We start from the raw sequence: 20,092 nt of genomic DNA, 5'->3' as shown, positions 1-20,092 counted from the left end.
TCGCTGATGATCAGGCTACGACGTGCCCCTTCCCGCTGCCCGGGAATCGTGAAGGTCCAACCTTGCGGGCACACCGAACCATCCGTTCGCTCCCACACGCCAAGGAGTCTGTTCGTCATGCCCGCAACCGCGCCCATGCCTGTACTGCCGGAGGTGACCATCTCCCTCAGCGAGCTGGTCCCGCCCCGCTGCCGCCACTACTTCTCCGGCCGTGCCGACCGCGCCCACTACCGGAACCGCCGCTACGATTTCGGATCCTCTCGCCAGTACATGCCGCTGGTCCGCGCGTTCCTGGACACCTGCGCCGCCGAACGCGACCGCGATTACCGCTACCTGTTCACCCTGCTCGGATCGGAGCTGGCGAGCAACGCGCTACGGCACTCCAGGTCGGGAGAGCCCTTTGGGGTCTACACCCTCAACTGCCAACGCCACCGCGACGGGCTCCGACTCACCTGCCGTGACCAGGGCAAGAGGGAGGGGGCGGGTCCGTACTCCGCTTGGGGTGAGCACCTGGCCCCGAACCCCGACGGGCTCGACCTCCACACCGAGTCCGGGCGCGGACTGGCGATAGTGGACGCCCTGGCCACCACCTGGGGCGACAACGGGTTCGCCGGAAACCGCCAGGTCTGGTTCTTCCTGGCCTACGACCTGTCCGACAGCCTCTGGAACATCCATCCGTAAGAACACACCCCGCCGCAGGTGTCAGTGCTCTTGTACTGAAACGGGCCCAGGAGAGCGTTGCCGCGCTCTTCCCGGGCCCTGGCAATCCCGAAATCCGCACACGCTCACATGTTCAGAAAGCAGGATCAGTGACGCATCCTACCCTCGCGCCTCGTCCCTCCAGCGACCCGCTGTACCAGTCCCGCCTGGCCTTGCCTCGCTGTAACCCGCTGGTCGGTCCCTACTGCCCGTCCTGCGAGCACCCGTCCTGCCGCCGACGCCGCGCCGAACGGCTGCCCCGGCTGGGCGGCCAGCTGGCTGAATACCGCAACGAGCACACCCTCGCCGCCGCCGTCCAGGCCCGCAACCCGCACCTCATCGTCTGGTACGGGGAGCGGACCGGCTCCTACTGGGTCGCCTCCTCCACGGGGCTGGCCGAAGTCCCCGACGCCCAAACCCTGGACCGGCTCCTGCCCCCGGTTTTCGAGCTGTGGTGATCTCGGCTGTGTAGCCGGTGGCGGCCGTCCCCAAGAGGGGGCAGCCGCCACCGCACCGCTTCCTTGAGTAAGACACGGGCACTGGGGACGCTGGTCAGTGGCTCAGAGGGTTAGGAACGTTGGTCTGCGGCCTTTCTGATGCGCAGCGACTCGATCTTCTCCCCTGTGGCGGCCAGCCTCCAGAAGCCCCAGCCGTTGCGCGAGGTGCACACCCTCTCCTCGAGGGGAAGCAGAGAGTTGGCCCGTTCCACCACCGCGCGGGCCGCAGGACTGGGGTGCTTGAACACCTGGCCGTCCCACGGAGGCGAGATGATACCGAGCCTGCGCGTCGCCGGGGCGAACCACCCCTCGACACGCTGCTTCTTGTAGCAGCCGTACACGGGGACTCTCGCACCCTCGTTCGCGGACCCCGGGGACGCCTCCGCCACGGAGAGTCTGGTCAGGAGCCGGGCGATGACCTCGCCCTTGCTGCTTTCCTCCCAACGGGCGAGGAGTGCGAGCTGGTGATCCGTGTCCTGTGACACCTCGACGTAAGGCATGCGCCCAAGCTCCCAGACGCCGGCCCTCCTCACGAGCCGTTTCACCGTGTTCCCCGTATGCCGCTCCCCTGCGTGTGCCAACAGTGGCCGTATGTGGCCAGAGTTCCGAAAGGGACTTTGGTCCTGGGGCAGTGTGCAGGTCAGCGGCGATAACCTAGGTCCGCAGACCGTGTGCTCCCTCGACTCACGCGCGACCCCCGAGGTATTGGCAGGACCCCCAGTGCAGCCACTGACCCCCGCAGACCCCCGCGTGCTCGGCGGGATCGAGATCCTGGGCAGACTCGGCAGGGGCGGAATGGGTGTGGTCTACGCGGGCCGCACCGATGACGACACCTTGGTCGCGGTCAAGACCCTGCACGTGGGAGGCCTAGAACAGAGCGATCTGCGCGAGCGCTTCGAGCGTGAGGCCATCGCTCTGGGCATGGTTCAGGGGCCGGGTGTAGCCGCGCTGGTGGAGTCGGGGCAGGAGGCCGACGAGACCCCCTGGCTCGCTTTGGAGTACGTCCCCGGGCTCGACCTGGCCACCTATCTCAAACGGCACGACCCCTTGGACGCGGTGACCGGAACGGCGCTGGGACTCGTCCTGGCCAACGCACTCACCGACATCCACACCGCGGGCCTGCTCCACCGGGACCTCAAGCCCGCCAACGTCATGCTCGGACCCGACGGCCCCAAGGTGGTGGACTTCGGGCTGGTCGCCATCGGCGGTGCGGGCGGCGACCTGACGCACACCAACATCCGCCTGGGTACCCCCCGGTTCATGGCACCGGAGCAGTTCACCGCCCCGACCTCGGTGGGCGCCGCGGCGGACGTGTACGCCCTCGGTGCGCTGCTGGTCTACGCCACCTCCGGTCAGTACCCGTACGAGGGGGCCACCCCGGACGCTCTGGGCTTCGCCGCGGTCAACCCGGACATCGCACCGAACCTGACCGGGGTCCCCGCAGGCCTGGTTCCGTTGGTCACCGCGCTGATGGCGGTCAAGCCGCAGGACCGGCCAGGCCTGGCGGACGTGCGCGCGCAGCTCACCGAGCGGCTCGCCGCCGAGGGGCTGTCACCCGCGGCGGCCCGTGCCCACCTCACGGAGCGCACGTATGTCCCGGGCACCGGAATCACCGACGAGGTTCCGCCGGCCAAGCGGCACGCACCCGTCACCCGGGTGGAGACGGTCGACCACTCCCGCACGGCCGGGACCGGGGCCAGAACAGGGAAGCGGGGCGGGCTCGCGGCGCGTACGGCTGAACGGCTGCGCAAGGTCTATGCGCGCCCCGCCGCCTGACAGCTCGGCGCCACCAGACAACCCAGTGCTTCCTGACAACCCAGTGCCACCCGGCAGTACTTCCCGGCCCGGGGCCCCGTCACCGTCCGACGATCGACGGATACCCGATAACAAGGTGTTCCCGATCGCCGCGTATGCGGCGGGTGTGTCAACCGGGACCGTCCGTGGCGCGTGACCTCTCAAGGGCCCACGGGCCACACAAGACACAGGTCGGATCGCACGGCCGATCCGGATATCTCGATTCGCAGCGGACAGTGAGGGTCAATCAGTGACCGAAGGCGCAGGCGCGACGCAGACGAGCCCGTTCGCCCCCGGGGCTCGGGTGGAGGTACGTGACGCGGAGTGGATGGTGCGTACCTGTACCCCGGCCGCCTCGGCGGTGGACGGGCACATGGTCAGGGCCGTCGGGGTCTCGGAGTTCGTCCGCGGTGAGGACGCGGTGTTCTTCACCGGGATCGAGGAGGTCACCGCCCTGGACCCCGAGCGGACCAGGCTGGTGCACGACGACTCCTCCGGGTACGCTCGCAGCCGCCTCTACCTGGAGTCGGTGCTGCGCCGCACCCCGCTGCCCCAGTCCGAGCGGCGTCTGGCGATGCCGGACAAGTTCCTCCTCAAGGACCTCGTCTATCAGCGCCGTCCCGCCGAACTCGCCCTCCGGGAGCTGCGCCCGCGCGTGCTCATCGCCGACGTGGTGGGTCTGGGCAAGACCCTGGAGATCGGTCTGATCCTCGCCGAGCTCATCCGCCGGGGCCGCGGCGAGCGCATTCTCGTCGTCACCCCGCAGCAGGTACTGGAGCAGTTCCAGCAGGAGCTGTGGACTCGGTTCGCCATCCCGCTGGTCCGCCTGGACTCGGTGGGCCTGGAGCGCGTCCAGCGCGACATCCCCGCGGGCCGTAACCCCTTCCTGTACTTCAAGCGCGCCATCATCTCCGTGGACACCCTCAAGAACCAGGGCAAGTACGGTCAGCACCTGCGCAGCATGCACTGGGATGCGGTGGTGATCGACGAGTCGCACAACCTTATCAACGAGGGCAACCTCCGCAACCAGCTCGCCCGGCTGCTGGCGGCCCAGACCGACGCCCTGCTGCTGGCCTCCGCCACCCCGCACAACGGGAACTCCGAGTCCTTCGCCGAGCTGATCCGCCTGCTCGACCCGGCCGCTATCGCCGATCCGAAGGACTACTCCGCCAAGGACATCGAACACCTCTACATCCGCCGCACCAAGGTGCACCCCGAGGTGCGCGCGGAGATGGGCGACGACTGGCCCGAACGCGGCCCCTCGGTGTCGGTGCGCTGTGTCGCGGCCCCCGCCGAGGAGAAGGTCTTCGCCGAACTCACCCGGACGTGGTTGGCGGGTGAGGAGCGCGAGGGCGGTCCGGTGGTCCGCAAGGAACGCCGCCTGTTCCCGTACACCCTGCTCAAGGCCTTCCTGTCCTCGCACGTCGCCCTGGCCACCACGGTCGAGAACCGGCTGAAGACCATCACCTACACCGGCACTGGTGGGCTCAAGGACGGTGAGGACGAGCGCGAGCACAAGGCGCTAATTGACCTTCGCGACCTCGCCGGTGAGATCGGCGACGCCGACTCTGCCAAGCTCAAGGGACTGGTGCGGGAGCTCGAGGACATCGGGGTCGGCGCGAAGAGCTCCACCCGGGCCGTGGTCTTCTCCGAGTCCGTGCCCACCCTGGAGTGGCTGAACGAGACCCTGCCCAAGGCACTCGGGCTCAAGACCGGGCAGGTGGCGCTCATGCACGGCGGTCTCTCCGACACCGAGCAGCAGCGCATCATCAGCGACTTCGCCCTGGAGACCAGCAAGGTCCGCGTCCTGGTCACCGGCGACGTCGCCTCCGAGGGCGTCAACCTGCACCGCCAGTGCCACCACATCGTCCACTACGACCTCCCGTGGTCGCTGATCCGCATCGAACAGCGCAACGGCCGTATCGACCGCTTCGGGCAGAAGCACCGCCCCCAGTTCCGCGCCCTCGTCCTCACCTCCACCGTCGAAGGGGCCAAGGACGACACCACTGTCTCTGAGAGGCTCCTCGACCGAGAGGAGAAGGCCCACCGGGCCATGGGCACCGCCGAAACGGTCACTGGCCTGTTCAGCGCCAAGAAGGAGGAGGACCGGCTCATCCAGGACCTCCTCAAGGGCCGGACCGTGGAGGAGTCCCTGGACGCCGCACACCAGCAACAGGAAGAGGGCTCGGCCTGGGCCGGAGACGTGCTCTTCGGTGACGTGGGCGTGCCCGAGGGGGAGGCCGCACCGGAGCGGGCCCCTGAACCCCAGCTCTTCGGCTCCACCGAGGAGTTCGTCCGCGCCGCCCTGAGCACGGTCGCAGGCGAGGTCTCCGTCGACGAGGACGAGCGCATCCTCGCCTTCGAACCGCCCCGGGACCTGGCACACCGGCTCAGCGCACTGCCCGTCGACTACCTGCGCGAACTGAAGGTCAAGGAGCGGCTGCGTGTCACCTTCGACCGCGTGCACGCCCAGAAGCGGCTCGACGAGGCCCGCGCCACCAAGACCACCTGGCCGGACACCAGCTACGTCAGCGACCTGCACCCGTTGGTGGAGTGGCTGGTGGACAAGGTCCAGGTCCAGACCCACCGCAACGAGGCCCCGGTGATCCGGGCAGACGTGGACGCCCCCGTCTTCCTCGTCCAGGGCACCTACTCCAACGAGCTGGGCCAGCCCACGGTGGTGGAGTGGATGGCCGTCACAGGCCTGCCCGGCGAGCCCCGGGTGGAGGACATGTTCGAGGCCGTCCGCCGGGCGGGGGTGGGCACCGGCATGGTCAATACCGGCCGGTCCGGGGACCTGAGCGGCCTCCAGGAGTTGGTCCCCGCGGCCGTCCGCGTCGCCAGGACCCACCTGGAGGAGCGCAGCGCCGAGTACGACGCCCGCATCAAGGAGGACCTGGCCCGACCCCAGCAGCGGCTCGAGCAGTGGCAGCAGCTCAGCCTCCAGGGTCTGGGTGAGGACCCGCGCGGCCAGCGGAAGAAGGAACGGGTGCACGACACCTACGCCGAACAGCAGCGTCTGATGCGCAGGATGAGCACCGCGGGCGAACCGCTGCTGCGCGTCCTCGCCGTGGTGAAGGGGGAGAACTGATGGGTTACGACTCGCTGGCCAACCAGGGAGAGTATTTTTCCGCCCACTACCTGGCCGAGGTGCTGCCCAAACAGCTCAAGGGCAAGGACGGCCCCTTCAAGGACTGGACCGAGCTGGAGAAGCAGGAGAACGCCCGGGTCCGGGACGAGAAGAGGAGCCCCGAACCCGTCACCCCGCGCCTGGGCCTGCGCCAGCTCAAGGCGCGGTACTTCAAGGTCCGCCCGGCACTGGCCGACCACGTCGAACAGGTGCGCGAGGGGACCGAGCCCAGTGACGCCGAGGTCCAGGCCCACCACGGGCTCCTGCACGCCCTGCACCGCGACGTGCTCACCGCGCTCGGCTTCAGCCCCAAGGACGAGCCGCTGGAACCGCCCTTCTCCCATGGCGACGACCTGGTCCCGGTGCGGCTGGCGCTGTACGAGGGCACTGTCGCCGCCGTCGAGTGCGGCTGGGCCCCCGCCCCCGATGCCGCCCTGGACGAGAACGGCGCGGGATGGCTCATCGACCCTGTGGATCTGGGCGGCCGCGAGCAGATCACCCTCGGCGCCAAGTTGGTGTCGTGGCTGTTCGCCCGGGACGAGAACCTGCGCTACGTGCTGATCCTGTCCGGAGGCGTGTTGGTCCTCGCCGACCGCTCGGTGTGGGGCGAGGGCCGCTACCTCGCGGCCAGCCTGGACACCGCGCTCGGACGCAACGACACCGACGAACTCGGCACCATCGGCGCGCTCTTCGGCGCCCAGGCGCTGCTGCCCTCGGAGGAGGGCGGCACCGAACCCATCGCGACGCTCGTCGACGCCTCCCGCCAGCACGCCGTGGGTGTGTCCAAGGAGCTGCGGGAAGGGCTGCGGGACTCGGTCGAGATCATCGCCAACGAGGTCCTGGCCCGGCTACGGGATCAGGACGTGGACCCCGAGCGGATCGACACCAGGTCGAACCGCACCTTCGCCGACGAACTGGCCCGCCAGTCCCTGCGCTACCTGTACCGGATCCTCTTCCTGCTGTACGCGGAGGCCCGGCCCGAGCTGGGCGTGGTACCCGCCGACGACGAGGCCTATGTCCAGGGCTACAGCATGGCGCGGCTCGGCGACCTGGTCGTCAACGACCTGGTGGGTGAGGAGGCCCGGCGTAGCACACACCTGTACCAGTCGCTGGACCTTTTGTTCCGCATGGTCAACGAGGGCCACAACCCGCGCGGGCGCCAGCTCTCCGAGGAGGAGGCGGCGGGGCTCTCGGAGGGGGACGGGCTTCGGTTCGAGCCGCTCAAGGCGGACCTGTTCGACCCCGAGCGCACCCGGTTGATCGGTACCCGGCTGCCGCACCCGGACGACGACCCGGACGAGCCCGGCGTGCGGATGCTGGACACCCGGCTGCGTAACGAGGCGCTGTACCAGGTGCTGCGCAAGCTGATGATCTCGCGCGGTAGCCGTAAGGGCCGGGGCGGGTTCATCTCCTACGCCCAGCTCGGCATCAACCAGCTGGGCGCGGTGTACGAAGGGCTGATGTCCTACACCGGGTTCATCGCCCAGGAGGAGTTGTACGAGGCCGCCAAGAACGGTGACTCGTCGGGCGGCTCGTGGATGATTCCGGCGTCCAAGGTCGACGACTACGGCGACGACGTGTGGGTGCGGGTCAAGGATGAGAACGGCAAGTCCAGCAAGGACAGCCCTCGGGTGGTCTACAAGCCTGGGTCGTTCGTCTACCGGCTGGCGGGGCGAGACCGGGAGACCAGCGCCTCCTACTACACGCCTGAATCCCTGACTCAGCTAACCGTCCAGCTCACCCTGCGGGAACGGCTCGACCAGAACGGTGAGACGACCCCGGCGCGTGAGTTGCTGGAGTGGACCATCTGCGAGCCCGCTCTGGGTTCGGGTGCCTTCCTCAACGAAGCGATCAACCAGGTCGCGGCCGAGTACCTCAAGCGAGCCACGGCCGAGCGCGGGGAGGAGCTGGACCCCGAGCGCTACGCCGTGGAGCTGCAGAAGGTCAAGGCCTACATCGCCCTGCACCGGGCGTATGGGGTCGACCTCAACGGGACCGCTGTGGAGCTGGCCGAGGTATCGCTCTGGTTGAACGTGATGTACCCGGGCTTGCAGGCGCCGTGGTTCGGTCTGCACCTGAGGCGCGGTAACTCGCTGATCGGGGCCGGGAGGAGGTTGTACGACCCCGAGACAGTGAAGAAGGGCGAGTGGCTCAAGTCCGCGCCGGAGGACCAGCCGTTCAGGGATGGTGACATCAAGGCCGGATACATCCACCACTTCCTGCTGCCCGCCCAGGGCTGGGGGAGTGTCGCTGCGGAGAAGGAGGCGAAGAACCTCGCTCCGGAGGACACCGCCAAGCTGGCCGCGTGGCGGCGGAAGATGCGTAAGGCACCATCAGAGAAACGAGCTGGCAGGGGAAAGAACCAGAAGCCCTCCCAGATAGACCGGTTGCAGGCCCTATCGAGGAGGGCGGAGTTCCTGTGGGGCTTGGTGATCCGGCGTCTGGAGTTGTCCGAGCGTGAGATCAGCCGACACGTGGATGTCTATGGGGCTGACTGGATTGACCAGCCCGAGGACGTCATCCCGAGGGAAGAGGTGCTGGCCAACCTGACGGAGAAGGGCACCCCCTATTGGCGTCTCAAAACTTTGATGGACGCCTGGTGCGCGTTGTGGTTCTGGCCCGTGCAGAAGGCTGGGCTGCTGGACGGTAGTGACGAGGTGTACGAACGCCTCGGGAACACCCTGGAGCTGAGCAGTGCCGGGGGAGAGGGTTTACTCTTCGGTGAAGCTCGCGAGAGCCTACCTTTGAACGAGGTTGAGAACTGGCTCAAGTTCGCTGAGGCCCTGCTGGGCAGCCACGACATTCCGGGGGATTCCCTATTCGGTGAGATTCATAGCCTTTCTGAACTCGACGATTCGGAAGATTCTCTTCCAGGTCTCATGGGGATGAAAGATGAATTCCGCTTGGGTGAGATGTTCCCCTGGCTGCATGAGATGGAGAGCCTCGCTGGGCGTCACGGATTCTTCCATTGGGAACTCCAATTCGCCCACCTCTTCAAGCTTCGAGACGGCTTTGACATCCAGGTAGGAAATCCGCCTTGGGTGCGACCCCGTTGGAGTGAAGATAGTGTTTTGGCTGAAATCGATCCTTGGTTCAAGTTGGTTGATAAATCTCCAGCTGGAGACAAGGTCCGACGGAAAGGCCTGGTTCTTGCGGAAGCTGTGGATCGCACTTATCTCTTGACGGAACTGGCGATTGTTTCCGGAATGAGTGACTATCTTTCTGATGTGGCTACTTACCCGTTGATGGTTGGGACGCAGCCGGATCTGTATCGTGCCTTCCTCATAAGGGCCTGGTTGGGCTTGGGAGAGAGTGGGTCCCTGGGTATGATCCACCCCGACAGTCATTTCAGTGGAACAAAGGAAGCGATTTTGAGGTCTCAGGTGTATCGGCACCTGAGGGTCCATGCACATTTTAGGAATGAGCGAAAGGTATTTCCTGATGTGCACAATAATTTTTCGTTTTCTGTTAGTGTTTATGGACCTCCTGGTGAGATCAGTTTTTCGCATGCGAGCTATCTGTACGAGGCGAGTGTTTTCACGGGGTCGATGGGGCACGATGGGTCTGGCCCTAGGCCCGGGGTGAAGCACGGGTCTGAGTGGGATATTCGGCCTCATCGAGACAGGGTTATCCACGTAACGGAAGATGTGCTCGGCGAGTGGTCTGCTATTTCAGGAATTTCGGATTCCCCAGTGGGAGAGGCTCCACTTCTTTATCCCATTACTAATGTTGAAGCTGAGACTATCCGGGTTTTGGCGGGGTATCGATCGCGGGTGGGTGATGGCAAGCCTTATATCTCCCAGGGGTTTCATGAGACAAATGATAAAAAAAATGGCCTGATTAGGTGGAGTACTTCCCAGTCTTCGTCTCTGCGGGAGGTGATCTTGCAGGGTCCTCATTTTTCTCAATCCAACCCGTTCGGAAAGTATCCAAGGAGCCCTTGTCGCGGGCAGAATGATTGGGATTCTTGGGATCTTCGGAGCCTTCCAATCGACGCTGTTCCTGCGGCGAATTATGTGCGTTCGGTGAGCCGAAGTGACTATGTGGGGGCTCAGGACGTTTGGGGCAACTATCCATGTTCTGATTACTTTCGCTTGGCTTGGAGGATGATGATTCCGTTTGATACGGAGCGGAGTCTTTTTTCTGCCTTGATTCCTCCAGGTCCGTCGCATGTTAATGGAGTGCACACTCTTGCGATGGATTCAAGCAGAGGTACGGTTCTTAATTTGGGTTTCTGGTCCGCGCTGCCCCTGGATTACTTGCTTCGGGTGACTGGTCGGGCTCACCTGCAAGTGGGTGATGCTCCTAAGATGCCTGCTCCTTCTAGAGGTTTCCCGCTCGAGGATGAACTTCTGCTTCGCGTGCTTCGTCTTAACTGTCTCACCGAGGCTTATTCTTCAATTTGGTCGGAAGTTCATAAGAGTTCATGGCGTAGTATGTGTTGGGCCTTTGGGTGGCCGGTAGAAACTAATCTTGGTGATGTTCATGATGTCTGGGGGTGGTCTACTCCTCTCCGTTCTGAATGCGATCGGCGTGCTGCTCTAGTTGAAATTGATGCCCTGGTGTCCTGCTGGTTGGGAGTCAGTTCGGATCAGCTTGTTGAAATTTATCGTTCTCGCTACCCCGTGTTGGCGGAGCGCGAGCGGAATATTTGGTTTGATTCGCTTGGTCGAAAAATCGCGGCAAGCCATCACACATTCGGTTACGGGCAGGTCAAGGAAGACTTCCTCCAGCTTCAGGAGTACCTGGATACCAAGAACCCAGCCGACATCCCTGAGGGCTACTCCGCCCCCTTTTACAAGGCTGACCGGGAGCGCGAGTACCGCGAGGCGCACGCCCATTTCACCGAGATCGTTGAGCGCGCCAAGCGTGACGGCACCTGGGACGGGGAGGTCTGACCATGCAGCCCACGCTCGCCGCCGCAGAGGTCAAGCGGAACATTACCCAGTACCTCTCCACCACCTTCGCGCTCGCTGACGAACCGGTCCGGGAGAGCCTCGAAGCCTTCTTCACCGACCCCGCTCAGGGCATCTTCCGGGGGCCCTACCTCCGGGTCCGTACGCCTTTCCGGACCTCGGACGACTCCTGGCAGAATCACCTCGAATGGCACCCGCCCGGCTTCAGCCCGTTCCTCCACCAAGCCAAGGCATGGGAACGCCTCTCCACGCTCAACAGCCCCGCCGAGTCCACCCTGATCACCACGGGCACCGGTTCCGGCAAGACCGAGTCCTTCCTGATTCCCCTCCTGGACCACTGCCGCCGTGAGCGGGCTGCCGGGAACAACGGCATCAAGGCCGTCCTGCTCTACCCAATGAACGCGCTCGCCACCGACCAGGCGCAGCGGCTCAACGATCTTCTGCTCGACCCGGCCCTGTCCCAGGTCACCGCTGGCCTCTACATCGGCGACACCCCGGAGACCGGGTACCGGCGGGTGAGTACCGCCCGAGCCCAGATCCGCCGTCAGCGCCCCGACATCCTCATCACCAACTACAAGATGCTCGACCTGCTCCTCCAGCGCGAGCAGGACCTTCCGCTCTGGAAGGACTCCGCCCTCACCTACGTCGTGGTCGACGAGTTCCACACCTACGACGGCGCGCAGGGCACCGACGTCGCCATGCTGCTTCGTCGTCTGGCCGCCGCCACCGGCAATTCCCGCCCGGGCCACCCGCTCGGCGACATCTGCCCGGTGGCCACCAGCGCCACCCTCGGCCAGGACGGGCCCGACACCCTCGGAACCCCCAAAGCCCCCGGAGCCTCCGCCGCCAAGGACCACGACCCCACCGAGCGGATCCGCGCGGTCGCCTCCACCGTCTTCGGCACCGAGTTCGGCCCGGACTCCGTCGTGGGCGAGGACCGCCTGGCCATCGACGAGTTCATGGGCAAGCTCGAATATGAGCTCCCGGTGCCCGACCCGGTCAAGGTCGCCACCATCCGCGACCCGCACGGCGACCCCACCGCCATGGGGCGGATCATGGCCGAGTTCACCGGCCGCGACGACCTCAGCCCGCGCGAGCTCGGCGTCCTCCTGCGCAAGCACATCCTCACCAAGGCCGTGCTCAGCACCCTCGACGGCACGGTCGCCCCCATGGCCCAGGTCCTGGACGAGCTCCCCGAACGCGGCGCCTACGCCTGGGGCCGCGCGCTGGGCAGCACCCCCGAACTCACCGCCGAGGCCTTGGCCCGCTACATCGCGCTGCTCTCCACAGCCCGCCACCCGGACACCCCCGAGGGCGAGAAGGACCGCCCCTTGGTGACCATCGAGACCCACCTGTGGGTCCGCTCGGTCTCCCGGCTCCTGCGCGCGGTCGCCGACAAACCCTCCTTCGCCTGGCACGGCGAGACCCCGCCCGCCCTCGGCTCGGAGACCACCACCTCCGACCTGGGCCGAGTCAGCCTGCCCGCCGTGTACTGCCGCCACTGCGGCCGCTCTGGCTGGGCCGCGATCTCCCAGGAGTCCGCACCGGCCGACCTGGTCACCGACCCGGACAAGGTGTACCGGGGCGCGATCGCCAGCAAGAAGTTCGTCCGGCCCCTCATCCGGGCCAGCCGCGCCGAGGCCGCGCAGAACCCTGCCGCCACCCTGGTACTGCGCTCCTCCGGAAACCACGTGCGTCCGGTGGACCCCGCCACCGACCTCGCCAAGCACGAGGCCGGTCAGCTCGACGGCGTGTTCGTGCTCGCCGACATCGCGCACACCAAGGATTCCTTCCGGGCCGCCGAGAACGACCGTTGCCCGGCCTGCGCCGCCGACCAGGGCACCCGATTCCTCGGCTCGGGTCTGGCCGCGCTCGCCTCAGTCTCCGTCACCGAGCTCTTCACCGGCGGCCAGCTCGCCCACGACGACGAGCCCCCCAAGACGCTGATGTTCAGCGACTCGGTGCAGGACGCCGCCCACCGGGCCGGCTTCGTCTCCAACCGCTCCTACACCTTCTCCGCCCGCGCCCTGCTCGCCGCCCGGCTGCGCGAACACCACGAGGAGACCGCCGGCGCGCCGCTCGACCTCAACGACCTCATCGCCGACACCGTCGCCCGCGCCGAGGACCCTGCCTACCTGGCCTGCGTGGTTCCACCGGACATGCACGACCTGCCTGGGATGGACCGCCTCCTCGCGGGGGAGAGCAGCGGCGGCACCCGGGAGTGGGACCTGGTGGGGGAGCGGTTGGCCTTCACCTCCGTGCTGGAGTTCGGGCTGCGCTCCCGGCAGGGCCGCACCCTCGAACTCACCCGGACCGCCGCCGCCCAGGTCCGGCTGGACGAACCCGACCGGATCGCCGCCCTGGCCGCCGACCTGCTCCAGCACAGCGGAGACCAGATCGAGGGCCGCCGCCCCTCCCCGGCGGTCTTCCGCGGCTACGTGCGCGGGCTCCTCGAACGCCTGCGCACTCGGGGCGGGATCAGCCACCAGTGGCTCGACCCCTGGATCAAGAACGTCGGGGCCAAACGCTTCGGCACCATCTGGGGCAAGCGCCCCGACGGCATGCCCGCCTTCCCCCGAGGGCTGCCCGCCCCGCGCTTCCTCACCGACGACCGCAAGGAACGCAGCGAGTTCGACTCGGTCACCGGACGCGGCACCTGGTACCAGGACTGGACCACGCGTTGTCTCAAACTCCCACCGGAGGCCGCGCCCCGCTACCTGCGCCGCCTCCTGGAGCTCCTCCACGAGGAGGGCGTGCTCACCCGCACCGGCACCGACGCGGGCGTCAACGTCTACGGCCTCACGCCCGGGCACGTCCAGGTCCGACTCCTGGACGACGAGCAGGTGGTCACCGGCGGACTGCGCTGCCACGTGTGCAACTGGCGCCAGAGCGCCCACCCCGACCAGACCGGCGACTGGGCCGCCGTGGCCTGCCCGCGCTACCGGTGCACCGGCCACCTCACCGTGGACGAGGACCGCCGCTTCCGCCACGACTACTACCGGCGCCTGTACCGGGAGGCCCAGCCCTTCCGGATCACCACCGCCGAACACACCGGGCAGCTCACCCGCGCCCAGCGCGAACGGGTCGAGGAGTCGTTCAAGCGTGGCAGCCGCTACACCGACCCCAACGTCCTCTCCGCCACCCCCACCCTGGAACTGGGCATCGACATCGGCAAGCTGGACGCCGTGGTCCTGGGCTCCCTGCCCACCGGCCCGGCCAACTACGTGCAGCGCGCCGGCCGGGCCGGGCGCCGCTCCGGCAACGCCTTCCTGCTCACCCTGGTCGGCCGCCGCGCCCGCGAGCGCTACTACCTGGAGGAGCCACTCGACATGATCGCGGGGCAGATCGCCCCGCCCGGCAGCTTCCCCTCCGCGGTGGAGATCCTGCGCCGCCAGTACGCCGCGCGCCTGCTCGACCTCGCCGCCCGCGGTGACCTGCCCGGGGTTCCGGCGCTGCCCGGCCGCGCCGACGACCTCTTCGGCGACCTCGGCTGGCTCCCGGGGTTCACCGAGAGCGCCCTCGCGCACGGCGACCGCCTCGTCTCCGGCTTCCTCGACCTGTTCACCGGAGCCGGGCAGGACGTGGACGACGTCGCCGCGGGCCAGCTGCGCCACTACGCCACCGTCGGCCTCAAGGAGACCGTCACCCGGGCCGAGGAGACCTGGGCGGCCCGCCTCGCCGACCTGCGGGAGCGGGCGGAGACCGTCGGCCGCTCCATCGACGCCCTCATTGAGTCCGACCCGGAGCAGAAGCGACGCAAACGTGCACTCCAGGCCGAACGCAACGCCGTGCGCAGGCGCATCGGCGAGATCGGCCGTACCAGCGCCCACAGCGCCCTGGTCGACCTCGGCGTACTGCCCAACTACTCCCTCGTGGACAGCGCCACCGAACTGGAGGCCACCCTCACCTGGGAGGAACGCGGCGCCGACAGCGACTCCAGGTTCCACAGCGAGGTCCGCGAGTACAAGCGCCCCACCGCCCGGGCCCTCACCGAGCTCGCGCCCGGCAACCACTACTACGTGCGCGGCTACCGGCACACCGTCGACGGCCTCGACATCGGCTCGATGCACCGGCCCGCCTGGCGGGACTGGCGGGTCTGCCCCGCCTGCGGGTACGTGCGCACCCACGACGCCGCCACGGACACCTCGCCCTGCCCCCGCTGCTCCAGCGCCGTCATCGCCGACCGCGGCAGCCTGTACCGGGTCCTCGAACCCACCCGGGTGTACGCGCGCGACCGCCGCGACGACGCCCTCATCCGGGACGAGCACGACGAACGCCAGCGCGTCTTCTACGAGACCGCCACCGCCGTGGACATCCCCGAGGAGTCCATCGCCCCCGGAGCCTGGCGCCACACCGGCCGGGTGTTCGGCGTGGAGTTCACCCGGGAGGCGGTCATCCGCCGGTTCAACCTCGGAGCCCTGCGGATGAACCGGCCCGCCACCGTCACCTTCGCCGGGAACGAGGTCACCCCCACCCCGTTCCAGGTGTGCCGGGCCTGCGGCGGCGCCACCCTCGACGAACCCGTCAACGCCGTCAGCAACGTCCTCGGCAGCTCCTACGACTCCGGTCGCAGCTACCACCGCCCCTGGTGCCCGCAGCGCCGCGGCGACCAGGTGGAGCACGAGAAAATCGTGCTCGCGCACTCGCTGCGTACCGAGGCCCTGCGCATCCTGCTGCCCGTGGCCACCGTGCACACCGCCGAGCGCATCATCAGCTTCAAGGCCGCGCTCATGGCCGGGCTCGCCCGCGTCTACGGCGGGGCCCTGGACCACCTGTCCGCCACCATCGCGGCCATGCCCGACCACGAGACCGGTCACCAGCGGCGCTACCTGGTCATCCACGACACCCTGCCCGGCGGCAGCGGCTACCTGAACCCCCGCTCCGGAGCCGAGGGCATCCGGGAGATCCTCGCCGCCGCCCGCGAGGTCGTCGCGCACTGCCGTTGCCAGGCCGACGAGGGCCGGGCCGCCTGCCACCGATGCCTGCTCGCCCACGTCAGTGACCGCGAGTTCCCGCACGCCGACCGGGCGCTGTCTGAGGAGATGCTCACGGACCTGTTGGAGGACTGGGCGACCGACAGCATCGCCCGCACCGACGACATCTCCCTGTGGGACCAGGTCGAGAGCGAACTGGAGGCCCGCTTCCTCCAGGCCCTCCAGCGCTGGGCCAAGACCCCCGGCTCCGGCCGCTCCTTCGAACTGGGCGGCAAGGTCAACTGCCGGCGCAGCGCCGTTCTGCGCCTCATCGGCGATGACGGGAAGGTCATCGGCTGGGAGGTGCTGTTCCAGAACACCATCAAGGGCACCCGCCCCGACGTGGTCTTCCGCCGCCTCGACACCAGCCGCGACCAGGTCGCCCTCTACCTGGACGGCTACTCTTACCACGCCTCGTCCCAGCACAACCGGATCGCCGACGACGCCGACAAGCGCGCCCGGCTGCGCGCCCACGGCATCACCGTCTTCCAACTCAACTGGGACGACCTCGACCACCTGGACGGCAAGAAGGTCCCGCACCCCGCCTGGCTGCCCTACGGTCCCAACGGGCGCATGCAGGCCCAACAGTCCTACGGGCAGCAGGGCGGTGACCCGAAGGAGCTCGACACGACGGTCTGGAACAGCCCCGCCGAGACCCTGTTCGCCTACCTGGGCGATCCCGACCCCCTGCGCTGGACCCAGCGGTCCCAGGCGGCCGTCACCGGGATCATGCGGACCAGCGGGGCCGAGAAGACCGGTGGCGGAGCCGTCGAAATCGCACCGCACGTCACCTCCGCCCTGCGCGGCGACCGCCTGCCCGGGCCGGTCGGGGGCACGGGCTGCGTCCTGATCCGCAGCACCGACGACGCCGGATGCCGACTGGTGCTCGTCGCCAACCAGGCCGAGCGCACGGTCAGCGCCTTCACGGTTCTGGACGACCGCGAGGAGACCCTGGCGGGCGGCGGCGACGACCACAAGCGCCGCTGGAAGGCCTGGCTGTACTGGGGCAACCTGGTCCAGTTCCTCACGCACGAGGGCGGCGACGGCGGCCAGTTCGCGCTCAGCGCCCTCAACGCCCTGGACGTGTCGGTGCTGTCCGCGGTGGGCGGCGACGGCCTCGACAGCACCCTGGCCCTGGAGCCGATGAACCCGACAGAGGTGACGGAGCTCTTCGGGGACACCCTCACCAGCACCCGGGTGCTCACCAGCGACCTCGAGCGAGGGCTGGTCACCCTGCTCGACACCATGGCCTCCGAGAAGACCGCCTCCGGGCCGGAGCACTCCGAACACACCCTGGACGTCACCGTCGACCCCGCGTGGGTTCAGGTGTCGGAGCTGATGGAGCCGGACGAGCCCGGACTAGAGACCCTGGCCGGGGAGCTTCGGCGGCGCGGTATCCCCGCGCCCGAGGTCGGCTACGAGCTGGGGGCGGGCATGTGGCCCGCCGAACTCGCCTGGCCCGACCACAAGGTGGCCGTCGTGCTCTCCTCCGAGCTCATCGGCAACGCCGAGGACAAGGCCAGGGGCGAGGCCGCCTACACCGAGGCGGGCTGGCACGTTCGGGAGGCCGACCAGTGGGAGGTGTCCGAGCTGGCGCGGATCCTCACCGCAGGCGGAGAGAACGCGACCGACGGGCGCGACCCCGCCGGCGGCGATGACGACACGACGAGCGCGAAGGGATGAGCATGCAGGACAAGGCCACACTGCGGCTGTTGGACAAGGCCGACAAGGAGATCCGTAAGCTCCCCCGCAACGTCAAGGGGGCTCTGTACGACTTCCAGTACAAGTTCCGGGAGAACCCCACCAACCCCACGAACGGGTTCAAGCAGCTCAAGGGCGAGCGGCTGTTCTCGGCTCGCGTGGGGGAGTACCGCGCGATCCTCTTCCACGCCGGGAACCAGGACTACATCCTGGTCGCCCTGCGCCCGCGCGGGCAGGTGTACGAGCACCTGGAGCGGTACCGCTTCGACATCAACCAGGTGACCGGCGCCCTGGAGATCTTCGACGTGGTGGCCTCGGAGGAGGCGACCGGAACTGAGCCCCCCGCCCCGGAACAGGTCCCCGCCCCGCAGCCGGAGGCCGAACCGGTACCGGCCGAGGCCGCATCCGGCCCGGATCAGACCGGCCCCGCACCCGAGTCCCCTCGTCCGCTGCTGGCCGACTACACCGAGGACCAGCTGCGCGAGCTCGGCGTGGCCGACGGTCTGGTCTCCCTCGCCCTGACCATCACCACCGAGAGCAGGCTCCTCGGCCTGGTCGAGTACGCCCCCCGGCACACCGAGGAGGTCCTGCTCGCCCTCGCCGACGGACGCGGGTTCGACGAGGTCATGGAGGAGGTCACCCGCCCGGTCGCCGCCCCCGAGCCCGTCGACACCACCGACTACGACACCGCCTTCACCCGCCCCGCCACCCGTGTCACCACCTACGACACCGACCTCCAGCAGGTCCTGGAAGACGACTTCGCGGCGTGGAAGGTGTTCCTGCACCCCACCCAGCGCAGGCTCGTCAACCGCAGGTACAAGGGCCCGGCCCGGGTCAGCGGCGGTCCCGGCACCGGCAAGACCATCGTCGCCCTGCACCGGGTGAAGCACCTGGTGGACCGGCTGGGCCCCGGCTACACCAAGCCCGTGCTGCTCACCACCTTCAACAAGAACCTCGCCGCGGACCTGCGCCGCCGCCTGCTCGACCTCGGCGGACAGCAGCTCCTGGACCGGGTCGACGTCGTCAACATCGACCAGCTCGCCTCCCGCATCGTCAGCGAGAGCGGTCAGGGCCGCCAGCGCCGCCGCACCATCAACGACCAGCAGGCCGCGCGGGAGTGGCAGGACATGCTCACCGAACTCAATGAGCGCACCTGGGACGCCGACTTCCTCAACGCCGAGTGGAGCCAGGTCATCCTGGGCCAGAGCGTGCGCACCCGCGGCGAGTACTTCCGGGCCCGCCGGGCCGGGCGCGGACAGCGGGTGAGCCGCGCCCAACGGGCCGATATCTGGCAGCTGGTGGAGCGGTTCACCATGCGTCTGGAGGAACGGGGGGTCTGGACCTTCCGCCAGGTCGCCGAGGCGGCTGCCCGGGTGGAGGGCGACCGCGCCGCCAAGATCGCCGCGAACCGCGAGCGCGAGGCCAACGCCGGCGGGCAGATGCTCCACCACCAGGACCAGTCCTTCGCTAACCTGCGATTCCGGTACGAGCACGTGGTCGTGGACGAGGCCCAGGACCTCAACCCCGCCCACTGGACCCTCCTGCGCGCGATGGTCGACCACACCGACAACGACATCTTCCTTGTGGGCGACACCCACCAGCGGATCTACGGCAACCAGGTGTCCCTGGGCAGCCTCGGCATCAACATCGTCGGCCGCTCCGCGCGCCTGACCCTCAGCTACCGCACCACGCGCGAGATCCTCGGTTCCGCCCTGGGCCTGCTGGGCGAGGAGACCTGGGACGACCTCGACGAGGGCACCGACACGCTCCGCGGCTACCGCTCAGTACTACGCGGGCCCCGGCCATTCTTCCACGGAGTCGACACCTGGGCGGCCGAGATCGACGCCCTGGTCGCCAGGATCGGAGCGATCAGGGAGCAGGCCCGGGCCGAGGGGAAGTTCGCGTCCGTCGCGGTGGCGGTTCCCGTCCGGGACATGGTCGGCGAGGTCGAGCGCGAACTCGTCCGCGTCGGGATCAGCGCCGCGTCGCTGGGCCCCGAAGGGCCGCCCTCCGGCCACGAGGAGTCCGTCCACGTGGGGACCCTGCACCGGTACAAGGGGCTGGAGTACCAGCACATGATCGTCGCCGGTGTCACCGACGGCCTGGTGCCCAACGCCAACGTGGACCGGTACGAGGACAGCGACCCGGCCCGGTACCGGCGCGAACTCCAGATGGCCCGTTCGCTGCTGTTCGTCGCCGCCACCCGGGCCAGGGACTCGCTGGTGGTGTCCTGGCACGGTGAGCCCAGCCGCTTCCTGCCGAAGCAGGTCGCGCAGGCGGAGAAGAGCACGCCGGCTCCCGAACCCGCGGAGGAGGGCTTCGAGGACGGCGGCCTGTTCAAACCCCCGAACGCCCTGCTGTAGGCGGCCTACTGGAGAACGT

8 protein-coding genes are annotated in these 20,092 nt (G+C 68.1%); 7 read left to right on the top strand and 1 reads right to left on the bottom strand.

What is annotated here, in order from left to right; genetic code table 11:
* The first annotated feature begins 117 nt into the window (after window positions 1–117).
* Window positions 118–681: an ATP-binding protein gene (locus tag IE195_RS15045; RefSeq protein WP_191271865.1), complete on the top strand. Its 564-nt coding sequence runs from the start codon at window positions 118–120 to the stop codon at window positions 679–681.
* Between the two features lie 128 nt (window positions 682–809).
* Window positions 810–1,157 (top strand): hypothetical protein, encoded by a 348-nt coding sequence (locus IE195_RS15040; protein WP_191271863.1) that lies wholly within the window; start codon window positions 810–812, stop codon window positions 1,155–1,157.
* Between the two features lie 110 nt (window positions 1,158–1,267).
* Here the strand turns inward: IE195_RS15040 and IE195_RS15035 are convergent, their stop codons facing one another.
* Window positions 1,268–1,696, bottom strand: a complete 429-nt coding sequence (locus IE195_RS15035) for a hypothetical protein (protein ID WP_191271861.1) — start codon at window positions 1,694–1,696, stop codon at window positions 1,268–1,270.
* A gap of 220 nt (window positions 1,697–1,916) precedes the next feature.
* Here IE195_RS15035 and IE195_RS15030 point away from each other — a divergent pair, with 220 nt between their 5' ends.
* From IE195_RS15030 to IE195_RS15010, 5 genes are all read left to right on the top strand, one after another.
* Complete coding sequence (locus IE195_RS15030) at window positions 1,917–2,972, top strand: serine/threonine-protein kinase (protein WP_191271859.1); 1,056 nt, start codon at window positions 1,917–1,919, stop codon at window positions 2,970–2,972.
* 268 nt (window positions 2,973–3,240) lie between these two features.
* On the top strand, window positions 3,241–6,081 hold the full coding sequence (locus IE195_RS15025; protein ID WP_191271857.1) for a DEAD/DEAH box helicase: 2,841 nt from the start codon (window positions 3,241–3,243) through the stop codon (window positions 6,079–6,081).
* Window positions 6,081–11,018, top strand: coding sequence for a DNA methyltransferase family protein (locus IE195_RS15020; RefSeq protein WP_191271855.1), 4,938 nt, complete (start codon window positions 6,081–6,083; stop codon window positions 11,016–11,018). Before IE195_RS15025 ends, IE195_RS15020 begins: the two co-directional genes overlap by 1 nt.
* Window positions 11,019–11,020: 2 nt before the next feature.
* On the top strand, window positions 11,021–17,692 hold the full coding sequence (locus tag IE195_RS15015) for a DEAD/DEAH box helicase (RefSeq protein WP_191271853.1): 6,672 nt from the start codon (window positions 11,021–11,023) through the stop codon (window positions 17,690–17,692).
* Window positions 17,689–20,073 (top strand): UvrD-helicase domain-containing protein, encoded by a 2,385-nt coding sequence (locus tag IE195_RS15010; RefSeq protein WP_191271850.1) that lies wholly within the window; start codon window positions 17,689–17,691, stop codon window positions 20,071–20,073. Before IE195_RS15015 ends, IE195_RS15010 begins: the two co-directional genes overlap by 4 nt.
* Window positions 20,074–20,092 lie beyond the last annotated feature (19 nt).

Source organism: Nocardiopsis terrae (assembly GCF_014651695.1).
GTDB classification, from domain to species: Bacteria; Actinomycetota; Actinomycetes; order Streptosporangiales; family Streptosporangiaceae; genus Nocardiopsis; species Nocardiopsis terrae.
Note: the sequence above shows the minus strand (reverse complement) of the source record. Positions and strands in the feature narration are given on the sequence as shown.

Bases quoted from the DNA above. Each gene is read 5' to 3' on its own strand.
- IE195_RS15045 (WP_191271865.1), top strand. From the start codon at position 118: ATGCCCGCAACCGCGCCCATGCCTGTACTGCCGGAGGTGACCATCTCC.
- IE195_RS15015 (WP_191271853.1), top strand. From the start codon at position 11,021: ATGCAGCCCACGCTCGCCGCCGCAGAGGTCAAGCGGAACATTACCCAG.
- IE195_RS15020 (WP_191271855.1), top strand. From the start codon at position 6,081: ATGGGTTACGACTCGCTGGCCAACCAGGGAGAGTATTTTTCCGCCCAC.
- IE195_RS15035 (WP_191271861.1), bottom strand. From the start codon at position 1,696: ATGCCTTACGTCGAGGTGTCACAGGACACGGATCACCAGCTCGCACTC.
- IE195_RS15010 (WP_191271850.1), top strand. From the start codon at position 17,689: ATGAGCATGCAGGACAAGGCCACACTGCGGCTGTTGGACAAGGCCGAC.